The following is an 11,925-nucleotide window of genomic DNA, read 5'->3' as shown; positions in this document are numbered from 1 at the left end:
TGTGCTGCGTTCAACGCTGACTTCGACGGTGACCAGATGGCTGTTCACCTTCCGCTCTCGGTTGAGGCTCAGGCCGAGGCTCGCATCTTGATGCTTGCTTCGAACAACATCCTCAAGCCTTCGGATGGTCGCCCCGTGACCCTGCCAACGCAGGACATGATCATTGGTCTGCACCACCTCACCACCGTGAAGGAAGGTGCTACCGGTGAAGGTCGCGCATTCTCTTCCGTTTCTGAGGCAATCCTCGCTCACGACCAGCACTCGCTGGACCTCAACGCCATGGCACGCATTCGTCTGAATGATGTTGTCTTCGCTGAGGGTGAAGCACCTGAGGGTTACACCGGTGGACCAGTTACCGTCACCACCTCACTGGGTCAGGCACTGTTCAACGAGGCTCTGCCCGCTGACTACCCCTACATCCAGAAGGTTGCTGACAAGGGCACCATCTCCGGCATCGTCAACGACCTCGCTGAGCGTTACCCCAAGACCGTGGTTGCTGCCACCCTTGACAACATCAAGGATGCAGGTTTCCACTGGGCTACTCGCTCGGGTGTCACCGTTGCACTCTCCGACGTTCTGACTCCTCCAAACAAGCGCGAAATCGTTGCTGGTTACGAGAAGTTGGCTGCGAAGGTTCAGTCTGAGTTCGAGAAGGGCATGATCACTGACAACGAACGTCGTCAGGAACTGATCAAGATCTGGACCGACGCTACTGCTGAAGTTGCTGAAGCTATGCAGAAGAACTTCCCTGCAAACAACACCATTAACCGCATGGTCACCTCTGGTGCTCGTGGTAACTGGCTGCAGGTCCGCAACATTGCGGGTATGCGTGGTCTGGTGAACAACCCTAAGGGTGAAATTATCCCTCGTCCGATCATCTCGTCGTACCGTGAAGGTCTCTCCGTTGTGGAGTACTTCATCGCGACCCACGGTGCTCGTAAGGGTCTGGCTGACACCGCTCTGCGTACTGCAGACTCCGGTTACCTCACTCGTCGTCTCGTCGACGTATCGCAGGATGTCATCATCCGCGAAGAGGACTGTGGCACCACTAAGGGTCTCGACCTGCCTATCGCTGCCGCTAACGCAGCTGGTGAGCTCGTCCGTGACGCTAACGTGGAGAACTCCATCTACGCACGTAGCCTCGCTGCTGACGCAGTCGACGCTAAGGGCAACGTCATCGCCAAGGCTGGCGACGACGCAGGTGACGTTCTGATCGACACTCTTATCGCTGCTGGTGTTCACGAGGTGAAGGTCCGTTCGGTCCTGACCTGTGAGTCTGCTGTTGGTGTGTGTGCTGCCTGCTACGGTCGCTCACTTGCTACCGGCAAGCTCGTCGACATCGGTGAAGCCGTGGGTATCATCGCCGCTCAGTCGATTGGTGAACCTGGTACTCAGCTCACCATGCGTACCTTCCACACTGGTGGATCCGCATCGGCTGATGACATCACACAGGGTCTGCCTCGTGTTCAGGAGCTCTTCGAAGCGCGTACCCCTAAGGGTGCATCGCCTATCGCTGAGACTGCTGGTCGCATCACCATCGAAGAGACCGACAAGAGCCGTAAGGTAATCCTCACACCAGACAATGGTGACGAGGCAGTTATCTACCCCGTGCTCAAGCGTTCGACTCTCCTCGTATCTGATGGAGACCACGTTGAACTCGGTCAGCCTCTCCAGGTTGGAACCGTTGACCCCAAGGAAGTTCTGCGAGTTCAGGGTGTTCGCGCCGTGCAGCAGCTCCTCGTTGGTGGCGTCCAGGGCGTTTACCGCTCGCAGGGTGTACCTATCCACGACAAGCACATTGAGGTCATCGTTCGTCAGATGCTCCGCAAGGTAACTGTTGTTGAGCACGGTGACACTGACCTGCTTCCTGGTGAGCTCGTAGATCGTTCTCGTTACACCGAGATGAACCGCGCTGCTCTCACAGAAGGCAAGAAGACTGCTTCGGCTCGTCAGGAAGTCCTCGGTATTACCAAGGCTTCGCTGGCTACCGAGTCGTGGCTGTCGGCTGCCTCCTTCCAGGAGACCACTCGTGTTCTCACCCAGGCTGCGATGGACGGCAAGTCCGATCCTCTCGTCGGCCTCAAGGAGAACGTCATCATCGGTAAGCTCATCCCCGCCGGAACCGGTCTTGCGAAGTACCGCAACATCTCGGTTGAGGCGACGGAAGAAGCAAAGGCTGAACGCTACCCCAACCGCATCTTCGCGGCTGAGGGTGACTTCACCGACGCTGACCTGAGCTTCGTCGACTTCGAGTCTTTCTCGTCGGATGACTTCTCGGGTAACTACAACTAAGTAGGAACTCACTCGTTACCGAGTTTGTGACTCGCGAAAGCCCCGCCACATGGCGGGGCTTTCGTCGTTATACGCTGAGCGCATCATGAGTGATCCCACAACTGAGCACCCCGAGTTCTTCAAGCCTGCACCCGAGGAAGAACCACCTGCCGGTCTGGGCTTCGCTGGTGTGACCGGCTCGGCAACCACTGAAGATGCTCCTGCGGTTGAGGCTGCGCCCAGCAACCGCACAACTGGTGCCGTTGTTGCCCTGATTGGCGGTGTCGTCTTTACTGTTCTCTACGCCTTAGCTGCCTGGGGCTACAGCGCAGCTGCGTGGATGTATGGGGACTCCTCTGCGGGAACGAGTGCTGAGGTCTTTATTCAAGACCGCACCCTAGCTTTCTTGACCACTCCGGTTTACTGGCTCACGGCGATAGCCTTCACGCTCTACTTTGTGATCCTCGCGATCCTGATCAACAAGGGTCACTGGCGCACCTTCGTGCTCTGGGGGCTGGTTGTCGCCATCTTGACCTATGCCACTGCGATCGGTGCAGGTCTACTCACGGTTCGTGCCTGGACGCTGACATTCAGTGAAGCTATCGAATTTATGTGGCACGGAATTGCCTTCAACCCAGTGGTTTTGGTTGCTGTGGTCCTCTCTCGCGAGATCCCCATCTGGTTCGGCGGCTGGATTGCGGTCAAGGCCCGCAAGCTCCGCGATGCACCTGAGGCAGCGGAGTAAGAAAACTGCCGTTTGACCCCGCAGGGTAGCTGAGATAAGCTTTTGCCTTGGTGCGTTTTGCGTGCCAGAAACACCTTAAGGGTCTACCCACTTTCAACAGTGGTGAACCCCCACGGCATATCTGTCAGAAATGACTTCACGCTCGTGAAGTCGCGGCAGATGTTTAGCTAAATCGTTTAGCGGCTGTCACCGTGCAGTTTTATCAAGGAGTAAATAGTGCCAACTATTAACCAGTTGGTTCGTAAGGGACGTTCGCCCAAGGTCACCAAGACCAAGGCACCCGCCCTCAAGTCGAACCCTCAGCAGCGTGGAGTATGCACCCGTGTGTACACCACCACCCCCAAGAAGCCCAACTCGGCTCTTCGTAAGGTTGCTCGTGTCAAGCTCAGCAACGGTACTGAAGTAACCGCCTACATTCCCGGTGAAGGTCACAACCTCCAGGAGCACTCGATGGTGCTCGTTCGCGGTGGTCGTGTAAAGGACCTTCCTGGTGTTCGTTACAAGATCATCCGTGGTGCACTCGACACCCAGGCCGTTAAGAACCGCAAGCAGGCTCGTAGCCGCTACGGAGCGAAGATGGAGAAGAAGTAATGCCTCGTAAAGGTCCCGCTCCTAAGCGTCCCGTTGTAGCCGATCCCGTATACGGCGCCCCCATTGTCACCCAGCTCGTCAACAAGATTCTTCTTGATGGCAAGAAGGGTCTCGCAGAGCGCATCGTTTATGGTGCACTCGAAGGTGTAACCGCAAAGACTGGTGCAGATGCAGTCGTCACTCTCAAGAAGGCACTCGACAACGTGCGCCCCACCCTTGAGGTTCGCTCTCGCCGTGTTGGTGGTTCGACCTACCAGGTCCCCGTTGAGGTTAAGCCTCACCGTGCAAACACCCTCGCACTGCGTTGGTTGACCAGCTACGCAAAGGCTCGTCGCGAAAAGACCATGACCGAGCGTCTCATGAACGAGATTCTCGATGCATCGAACGGTCTTGGCGCAGCAGTCAAGCGTCGTGAAGACACCCACAAGATGGCCGAGTCGAACAAGGCCTTCGCTCACTACCGCTGGTAGTCCGAGCCAAACCCTGTTCACTAACTATTTCGGAGGAATCCTGTGGCTCAAGAAGCCCTCACTGACCTAAACAAGGTCCGCAACATCGGCATCATGGCTCACATTGATGCTGGAAAGACCACCACCACTGAGCGAATCCTGTTCTACACCGGTGTAAACCACAAGATCGGTGAAACTCACGATGGTGCGTCAACCATGGACTGGATGGCACAGGAGCAGGAGCGTGGTATCACGATTACTTCTGCTGCTACCACCTGTTTCTGGAACAAGAACCAGATCAACATCATTGACACCCCCGGTCACGTTGACTTCACCGTGGAGGTGGAGCGTTCGCTCCGCGTTCTCGACGGTGCTGTTGCTGTGTTCGATGGTAAGGAAGGTGTTGAGCCTCAGTCTGAGACCGTATGGCGTCAGGCTGACAAGTACGACGTTCCTCGTATCTGCTTCGTTAACAAGATGGACAAGCTGGGTGCTGACTTCTACTTCACCGTAGACACCATCATCAAGCGTCTGGGCGCTAAGCCACTTGTTATCCAGCTTCCTATCGGTTTCGAGAACACCTTCGAAGGTGTTGTTGACCTGGTAGAGATGCGTGCACTCACCTGGCGTGGAGACGCAAAGGGTGACGTGGAAATGGGTGCCAAGTACGACATCGAAGAGATCCCTGCGGACCTCGTCGAGAAGGCAAACGAATACCGCGCTGCACTCATCGAAGCTGTAGCTGAAGGTGACGACGAGCTCCTCGAGCGTTACATGGAAGGCGACACCGACTTCTCGGTAGCCGAGATCAAGAAGGCCATCCGCAAGATGGTTATCGCTTCTGAGATCTACCCTGTGCTCTGTGGTTCTGCGTTCAAGAACCGTGGTGTTCAGCCCATGCTTGACGCTGTTGTTGACTACCTCCCCAGCCCACTCGACGTTGCCGCAACTCAGGGCCACGACGTGCGTGATGAGGAAAAGGTCATCGAGCGTAAGCCTGATGCTTCCGAGCCATTCTCGGCTCTGGCCTTCAAGGTTGCAGTTCACCCCTTCTTCGGTCGTCTCACCTACACCCGCGTTTACTCGGGTAAGGCAGAGTCCGGTGCTCAGGTGCTCAACGCAACTAAGGACAAGAAGGAACGTATCGGCAAGATCTTCCAGATGCACGCCAACAAGGAAATCCCTGTTGACATCATGTCTGCTGGACACATCTACGCTGTTATCGGTCTGAAGGACACCACCACTGGTGACACCCTCTGCGATCCTGCAAACCCCATTGTTCTTGAATCAATGAGCTTCCCCGAGCCAGTTATCTCGGTTGCTATTGAGCCCAAGACCAAGGCTGACCAGGAGAAGCTGGGTACTGCTATCCAGAAGCTTGCTGAAGAAGACCCCACCTTCCGCGTAGAGCAGGACCAGGAAACTGGTCAGACTGTTATCTCCGGTATGGGTGAGCTTCACCTCGACATCCTCGTAGACCGTATGCGTCGCGAGTTCAATGTTGAGGCCAACGTGGGTAAGCCTCAGGTTGCCTACCGTGAGACCATCCGTCGCACTGTAGACAAGCACGACTACACCCACAAGAAGCAGACCGGTGGTTCAGGTCAGTTCGCAAAGGTCCAGATCTCGCTCGAGCCTCTCACCGTAGAGGGCGACAAGATCTACGAATTCTCAAACCAGGTAACTGGTGGACGTATTCCTCGTGAATACATTCCATCGGTAGACGCCGGGTTCCAGGCCTCCATGGCAGTCGGCGTTCTCGCTGGCTACCCCATGGTCGGCGTCAAGGGCATCCTCCTCGATGGTGCCTACCACGACGTTGACTCATCGGAAATGGCCTTCAAGCTTGCAGGCTCAATGGCCTTCAAGGAGGCGGCCCGAAAGGCTGACCCCGTTCTTCTCGAGCCACTTATGGCTGTTGAAGTTCGTACTCCAGAGGAGTACATGGGCGATGTTATCGGTGACCTCAACTCTCGCCGTGGACAAATTCAGTCCATGGAAGATGCAACGGGTGTCAAGGTCGTTAGCGCCCTTGTCCCCCTGTCGGAGATGTTCGGATACGTCGGTGATCTGCGGTCTAAGACCTCAGGTCGCGCTGTGTACTCGATGACTTTCGACAGCTACGCCGAGGTCCCGAAGGCTGTCGCCGACGAGATCGTCCAGAAAAACAAGGGCGAGTAATCTCGCTCCTTGTGAGTTCAGTAAAATAATCCAAACCCTGTAGTTTCCAACCGGAAGCTACTCGAATGTCCTAGGAGGACCCCGTGGCTAAGGCCAAATTCGAGCGCAACAAGCCTCACGTAAACATCGGTACCATCGGACACGTTGACCACGGTAAGACCACTCTTACCGCAGCGATCTCCAAGGTTCTCGCTGACACCTACCCATCCGCAACCAACGTTCAGCGCGACTTCGCGTCGATCGACTCCGCTCCTGAAGAGCGTCAGCGCGGTATTACCATCAACATCTCGCACGTTGAGTACGAGACCCCCAAGCGTCACTACGCACACGTTGACGCACCTGGCCACGCCGACTACATCAAGAACATGATTACCGGTGCTGCTCAGATGGATGGCGCAATCCTCGTGGTTGCTGCTACTGACGGTCCTATGGCTCAGACTCGCGAGCACGTTCTGCTCGCAAAGCAGGTTGGTGTTCCTTACCTCCTCGTTGCTCTGAACAAGTCCGACATGGTTGACGACGAAGAAATCCTTGAGCTCGTTGAGCTCGAGGTTCGTGAACTCCTCTCCAGCCAGGGCTTCGATGGCGACAACGCTCCTGTTGTTCGCGTATCCGGCCTCAAGGCTCTCGAGGGTGACGCAAAGTGGACCCAGTCGATCCTGGACCTGATGGAAGCTGTTGACAGCTCCGTTCCAGACCCAGTACGCGACAAGGACAAGCCATTCCTCATGCCCGTTGAGGACGTCTTCACCATCACCGGTCGTGGAACCGTTGTAACTGGTCGCGCCGAGCGCGGTACCCTCCTCATCAACTCTGAAGTTGAGATCGTTGGTATCCGTCCCACTCAGAAGACCACCGTTACCGGTATCGAGATGTTCCACAAGCAGCTCGACGAAGCATGGGCTGGCGAGAACTGTGGTCTTCTTCTCCGCGGTACCAAGCGTGAAGAGGTTGAGCGTGGACAGGTTGTTGTAAAGCCTGGTTCCGTTACTCCTCACACCAACTTCGAAGGAACTGCCTACATCCTTTCCAAGGATGAGGGTGGACGTCACAACCCATTCTTCGGAAACTACCGTCCTCAGTTCTACTTCCGTACCACTGACGTGACCGGCGTTATCACCTTGCCTGAGGGCAAGGAAATGGTTATGCCTGGTGACACCACTGACATGACCGTTGAGCTGATTCAGCCCATCGCCATGGAAGAGGGCCTCGGCTTCGCTATCCGTGAGGGTGGCCGTACCGTAGGTGCTGGTACCGTAACCAAGATCACCAAGTAATTTCGATTACTTAGAGATTCAAAAACTCCCTCAGGCTTCGGCCTGGGGGAGTTTTCTTTGGTCAACTTATTGAAATCAAAGTTTGGCAAGGTATTGCCGCGGGTAAAGATACATCCGTGCAAAACATTAACTTGCATAGACACGCCAATGTGTGGCAAGATAGACAAGTTCGTGAGTAGTCGCGCTTTCTTGCGTGAACCACTGCAGGCATGTGAATCACCGAAAGGTTGGTTCCCCCGGCAGCTGAACAAAAATGTATCCGACTAAGAGTTTTCGGGTTCGTGCTTGTAAAAAAGCGCGACACGCCCGACAGCGTGGGTCGGACAAGCAGTACCCCTAAATGGGCCCCAAAGGCCTGTGGCGGGTCTTGAAATCAAAACAGTGGTGCAACAGAAGTAGTGCTACTAAGCGTCCCGTGGGAAACCATGGGTAGAACGAGAGCGAGTCAAGATGGCCGGACAGAAAATCCGCATTCGACTTAAGTCATATGACCACGAGGTCATTGACACTTCGGCACGCAAGATCGTCGACACGGTTACCCGTGCCGGTGCGACCGTTGTGGGCCCAGTGCCTTTGCCGACCGAAAAGAACGTTGTGTGTGTGATCCGCTCACCGCACAAATACAAGGACAGCCGCGAGCACTTCGAGATGCGCACCCACAAGCGCGTTATCGACATCATTGACCCAACTCCTAAGGCAGTTGACTCATTGATGCGTCTCGACCTTCCTGCCGATGTCAACATCGAGATCAAGCTCTAAGGAAATCATGTCTGTAAATAGAACCGTTAAGGGACTTCTGGGTAAGAAGCTCGGCATGACTCAGGTATGGGACGCGAACAACAAGCTTGTTCCGGTAACCGTAGTTGAGGCTGGCTCGAACGTTGTCACCCAGATCAAAAACATTGACACCGATGGCTACGAAGCCATTCAGGTTGCATACGGCGCCATCGACCCTCGCAAGACAACCCAGCCACTAGCTGGACACTTTGCAAAGGCTGGCGTTACACCTCGTCGTCACATCGCAGAAATCCGCACCGCTGATGCAGCTGAGTACTCAGTTGGTCAGGAACTTGGTGTTGAGGTTCTTGAGGTTGGCTCAAAGATTGACGTAGTTGGTACCTCAAAGGGTAAGGGCTTCGCAGGTCACATGAAGCGTCACGGCTTCGCTGGTGTTAGCGCATCTCACGGTGCGCACCGCAACCACCGTAAGCCTGGATCAATTGGTATGTCATCAACCCCGGGTCGTGTATTCAAGGGTAAGAAGATGGCTGGCCGTATGGGTACAGACCGCGTGACCACCATGAACCTAACTCTTCACGCAGTTGATGCTGAGAAGGGTCTTCTAATCATCAAGGGCGCAATCCCTGGTCCTAAGGGCCAGTTGGTATTCGTTCGTAACGCTGTGAAGGGAGCGTAAGCAAATGGCTGAAACCACAAAGCTTGACGTTCTAGACGTTGCAGGTAAGAAGGCTGGGTCAGTTGACCTGCCGGGCGAACTGTTCGACGTACAAACAAACGTTCCTCTAATCCACCAGGTTGTTGTTGCCCAGCAGGCAGCAGCACGTCAGGGTACAGCTTCAACCAAGCGTCACGGTGAAGTTTCTGGAACTGGTAAGAAGCCTTTCAAGCAGAAGGGAACCGGTCGCGCGCGTCAGGGTTCACTTCGTGCTCCACAGATGCGCGGTGGTTACATCACTCACGGTCCAAAGCCTCGTGACTACGACCAGCGCACACCTAAGAAGATGAAGGCTGCTGCTGTTCGCGGTGCTGTATCAGACCGCGCACGTAACGGTCGTCTACACGTAATCAACGAATTCGCAATTGGTCAGACTCCTTCAACTAAGGCAGCTGCTGCGATTCTTGCTCAGCTAACTCAGCGTCGCAACGTGTTGATCGTTCTAGACCGCACCGATGACCTGAGCTACAAGAGCTTGCGCAACATCCAGGGCGTTCACGTTCTGCCTGTTGACCAGCTAAACGCTTACGACATTTTGTTGAGTGACGACTTGGTATTCACCAAGGCTGCCCTTGACGCATACATCGCTGGCCCAGCTAAGGGTGCATCTGCTAAAGCAGTTGCTTCTTCATCTGAAGTGGAGGCGTAGTCATGACTGAAATTCAGAAGGACCCACGCGAAGTAATCATCAAGCCTGTTGTTTCTGAAAAGAGCTACAACTTGATCGACAACGGCAAGTACACCTTTGAGGTTGACCCTCGCTCGAACAAGACTGAAATCAAGCAGGCTATCGAAGCGATCTTCAACGTAAAGGTTGACAAGGTCAACACTCTTAACCGCGTTGGTAAGACTCGCCGCACCAAGTTTGGCTTGGGCAAGCGCAAGGACACCAAGCGTGCAATCGTTTCCCTTAAGTCCGGCTCAATCGACATTTTCACAACTGCCGGTTAAGCGAAGTAGAGGATAAATTAAATGGCTATTCGCAAATACAAACCAACGACTCCTGGTCGTCGTGGTTCGTCAGTTTCAGATTTTGCTGAAATCACACGTACCACTCCAGAGAAGTCACTACTTCGCCCATTGTCAAAGACTGGTGGACGTAACGCATCTGGTCGCATCACCACTCGTCACATCGGTGGTGGCCACAAGCGTCAGTACCGCGTTATCGACTTCCGTCGTCACGACAAAGATGGTGTTCCAGCAGTTGTAGCTCACATCGAGTACGACCCAAACCGTACCGCTAACATCGCGTTGCTTCACTACGCAGATGGTGAAAAGCGTTACATCATTGCGCCGAACAAGCTAAAGCAGGGCGACCGCATTGAACAGGGCGCTACCGCTGACATCAAGCCAGGAAACGCTCTTCCATTGAAGAACATTCCAGTAGGTACCGTTATTCACGCAATTGAACTTAAGCCAGGCGGCGGAGCAAAGATGGCTCGCTCAGCTGGTGCTTCTGTTCGTCTAGTTGCTAAAGACGGTGCGTACGCACAGCTTCGTCTACCTTCAGGTGAAATCCGAAACGTAGACGCACGTTGCCGCGCCACCATTGGTGAAGTTGGTAACGCCGAGCAGTCAAACATCAACTGGGGTAAAGCAGGCCGTATGCGTTGGAAGGGCAAGCGCCCAACCGTTCGTGGTGTTGCTATGAACCCGGTTGACCACCCACACGGTGGTGGTGAAGGTAAGACTTCTGGTGGTCGTCACCCAGTTACCCCTTGGGGTCAGGCTGAGGGTCGCACACGTAAGCCAAACCTTCCAAGCGACAAGCTAATCGTCCGCCGTCGTACCGCTAACAAGAAGCGTTAATAGGGAGTCTGAATACAAATGCCACGTAGTTTGAAAAAGGGTCCATTCGTTGACGACCACCTATTCCAGAAGGTCGCCAAGCAGAATGAGGCTGGCACCAAGAACGTGATCAAGACCTGGTCTCGCCGTTCAATGATCGTTCCAGCAATGCTGGGTCACACCATTGCGGTTCACGACGGTCGTAAGCACGTACCTGTATTCGTCACTGAGACCATGGTTGGTCACAAGCTTGGCGAATTCTCACCAACCCGCACCTTCCGTGGTCACGTGAAGGACGATAGAAAGGGAAAGCGTAAATAATGCAAGCTCTAGCTAAAGTTCGCCACATTCGCATTACCCCGATGAAGGCTCGCCGCGTTGTGAACCTTATCCGTGGAAAGCAAGCCGCAGAAGCAATGGCAATTTTGAAGTTCGCTCCACAGCAAGCTTCACAGCCAATCTTCAAGTTGGTTCAGGCAGCAGTTGCAAACGCCAAGGTTAAGGCCGAAGCAAGCAACACATTCTTCAACGAAGATGACCTGTTCGTATCAGAAGCTTTCGTAGACGAAGGTACAACTCTTAAGCGTTTCCAGCCTCGTGCACAGGGACGCGCGTTCCAGATCTTGAAGCGCACCAGCCACATCACCATTGTGGTTGCAACCCCAGATGAACTTGTTGCCAAGGCAGCTAAGAAGACCGCGAAGAAAGGTGGCAACTAATGGGTCAAAAAGTTAACCCATACGGTTTCCGTCTAGGAATCACCACCGATCACGTATCGCGTTGGTTTGCTGACTCAACCAAAAAGGGACAGCGCTACCAGGACTACGTAACCGAGGACATCAAGGTTCGCGCACTACTAACCGAGCGCCTAGACCGCGCTGGTGTGTCACGTGTTGAGATCGAACGTACACGTGACCGTGTACGCGTTGACATTCACACTGCACGTCCGGGTCTAGTTATCGGCCGTCGTGGTGCAGAAGCTGAGGCTATCCGCGCTGACCTAGAGAAGCTAACTAAGAAGCAGATCCAGTTGAACATCCTTGAGGTTAAGAGCCCAGACATGGATGCACAGCTAGTAGCTCAGGGTATTGCTGAGCAGCTAAACGCACGTGTGGCTTTCCGCCGCGCAATGCGTAAGGGTATGCAGGGTGCACTTCGCCAGGGCGC

Annotated in this window: 13 protein-coding genes and 1 pseudogene; all 14 read left to right on the top strand. The window is 54.5% G+C overall.

Features of this window, described 5'->3' with window-relative positions:
- Positions 1 to 2,292, top strand: a pseudogene (locus Q0362_RS07005) (DNA-directed RNA polymerase subunit beta'); the annotation flags it as partial.
- A gap of 85 nt (positions 2,293 to 2,377) precedes the next feature.
- Positions 2,378 to 3,016: a hypothetical protein gene (locus tag Q0362_RS07000; RefSeq protein ID WP_298121787.1), complete on the top strand. Its 639-nt coding sequence runs from the start codon at positions 2,378 to 2,380 to the stop codon at positions 3,014 to 3,016.
- A 216-nt stretch (positions 3,017 to 3,232) separates the two neighbouring features.
- Positions 3,233 to 3,607, top strand: coding sequence for a 30S ribosomal protein S12 (rpsL, locus tag Q0362_RS06995; RefSeq protein WP_182485235.1), 375 nt, complete (start codon positions 3,233 to 3,235; stop codon positions 3,605 to 3,607).
- Positions 3,607 to 4,077 carry a 30S ribosomal protein S7 gene (gene rpsG, locus Q0362_RS06990; RefSeq protein ID WP_096382567.1) on the top strand — a complete coding sequence of 157 codons (471 nt, stop codon included), beginning with the start codon at positions 3,607 to 3,609 and terminating at the stop codon, positions 4,075 to 4,077. Before rpsL ends, rpsG begins: the two co-directional genes overlap by 1 nt.
- 42 nt (positions 4,078 to 4,119) lie before the next feature.
- Complete coding sequence (gene fusA / locus Q0362_RS06985; RefSeq protein WP_298121776.1) at positions 4,120 to 6,237, top strand: elongation factor G; 2,118 nt, start codon at positions 4,120 to 4,122, stop codon at positions 6,235 to 6,237.
- A gap of 83 nt (positions 6,238 to 6,320) precedes the next feature.
- Entirely contained in the window at positions 6,321 to 7,514 is a 1,194-nt protein-coding gene (tuf, locus tag Q0362_RS06980; protein ID WP_298121773.1) for an elongation factor Tu, read from the top strand.
- Between the two features lie 450 nt (positions 7,515 to 7,964).
- Positions 7,965 to 8,273 (top strand): 30S ribosomal protein S10, encoded by a 309-nt coding sequence (rpsJ, locus tag Q0362_RS06975; protein WP_038503182.1) that lies wholly within the window; start codon positions 7,965 to 7,967, stop codon positions 8,271 to 8,273.
- 7 nt (positions 8,274 to 8,280) lie between these two features.
- Positions 8,281 to 8,931: a 50S ribosomal protein L3 gene (gene rplC, locus Q0362_RS06970; protein ID WP_298121765.1), complete on the top strand. Its 651-nt coding sequence runs from the start codon at positions 8,281 to 8,283 to the stop codon at positions 8,929 to 8,931.
- 4 nt (positions 8,932 to 8,935) lie between these two features.
- Complete coding sequence (gene rplD, locus Q0362_RS06965) at positions 8,936 to 9,619, top strand: 50S ribosomal protein L4 (protein WP_298121760.1); 684 nt, start codon at positions 8,936 to 8,938, stop codon at positions 9,617 to 9,619.
- 2 nt (positions 9,620 to 9,621) lie between these two features.
- The gene (gene rplW, locus Q0362_RS06960; protein ID WP_038503179.1) at positions 9,622 to 9,921 is read left to right on the top strand and encodes a 50S ribosomal protein L23; all 300 of its coding nucleotides are present in this window, start codon (positions 9,622 to 9,624) and stop codon (positions 9,919 to 9,921) included.
- Positions 9,922 to 9,942: 21 nt separating this feature from the next.
- The gene (gene rplB / locus Q0362_RS06955; protein ID WP_298121751.1) at positions 9,943 to 10,779 is read left to right on the top strand and encodes a 50S ribosomal protein L2; all 837 of its coding nucleotides are present in this window, start codon (positions 9,943 to 9,945) and stop codon (positions 10,777 to 10,779) included.
- Between the two features lie 18 nt (positions 10,780 to 10,797).
- The gene (gene rpsS, locus Q0362_RS06950) at positions 10,798 to 11,079 is read left to right on the top strand and encodes a 30S ribosomal protein S19 (RefSeq protein ID WP_038503177.1); all 282 of its coding nucleotides are present in this window, start codon (positions 10,798 to 10,800) and stop codon (positions 11,077 to 11,079) included.
- Complete coding sequence (gene rplV / locus Q0362_RS06945) at positions 11,079 to 11,477, top strand: 50S ribosomal protein L22 (protein ID WP_298121747.1); 399 nt, start codon at positions 11,079 to 11,081, stop codon at positions 11,475 to 11,477. Before rpsS ends, rplV begins: the two co-directional genes overlap by 1 nt.
- The coding region (gene rpsC / locus Q0362_RS06940) for a 30S ribosomal protein S3 (RefSeq protein ID WP_298121744.1) at positions 11,477 to 11,925 on the top strand (449 nt) is incomplete at its 3' end. The genes rplV and rpsC, both read left to right, overlap by 1 nt.

This window comes from uncultured Aurantimicrobium sp. (assembly GCF_936931525.1).
In the GTDB taxonomy this organism is placed as follows: Bacteria; Actinomycetota; Actinomycetes; order Actinomycetales; family Microbacteriaceae; genus Aurantimicrobium.
Note: the sequence above shows the minus strand (reverse complement) of the source record. Positions and strands in the feature narration are given on the sequence as shown.

Bases quoted from the DNA above. Each gene is read 5' to 3' on its own strand.
- Q0362_RS07000 (WP_298121787.1), top strand. From the start codon at position 2,378: ATGAGTGATCCCACAACTGAGCACCCCGAGTTCTTCAAGCCTGCACCC.
- rpsG (WP_096382567.1), top strand. From the start codon at position 3,607: ATGCCTCGTAAAGGTCCCGCTCCTAAGCGTCCCGTTGTAGCCGATCCC.
- rpsJ (WP_038503182.1), top strand. From the start codon at position 7,965: ATGGCCGGACAGAAAATCCGCATTCGACTTAAGTCATATGACCACGAG.
- rplC (WP_298121765.1), top strand. From the start codon at position 8,281: ATGTCTGTAAATAGAACCGTTAAGGGACTTCTGGGTAAGAAGCTCGGC.
- rplD (WP_298121760.1), top strand. From the start codon at position 8,936: ATGGCTGAAACCACAAAGCTTGACGTTCTAGACGTTGCAGGTAAGAAG.
- rplW (WP_038503179.1), top strand. From the start codon at position 9,622: ATGACTGAAATTCAGAAGGACCCACGCGAAGTAATCATCAAGCCTGTT.
- rplB (WP_298121751.1), top strand. From the start codon at position 9,943: ATGGCTATTCGCAAATACAAACCAACGACTCCTGGTCGTCGTGGTTCG.
- rpsS (WP_038503177.1), top strand. From the start codon at position 10,798: ATGCCACGTAGTTTGAAAAAGGGTCCATTCGTTGACGACCACCTATTC.
- rplV (WP_298121747.1), top strand. From the start codon at position 11,079: ATGCAAGCTCTAGCTAAAGTTCGCCACATTCGCATTACCCCGATGAAG.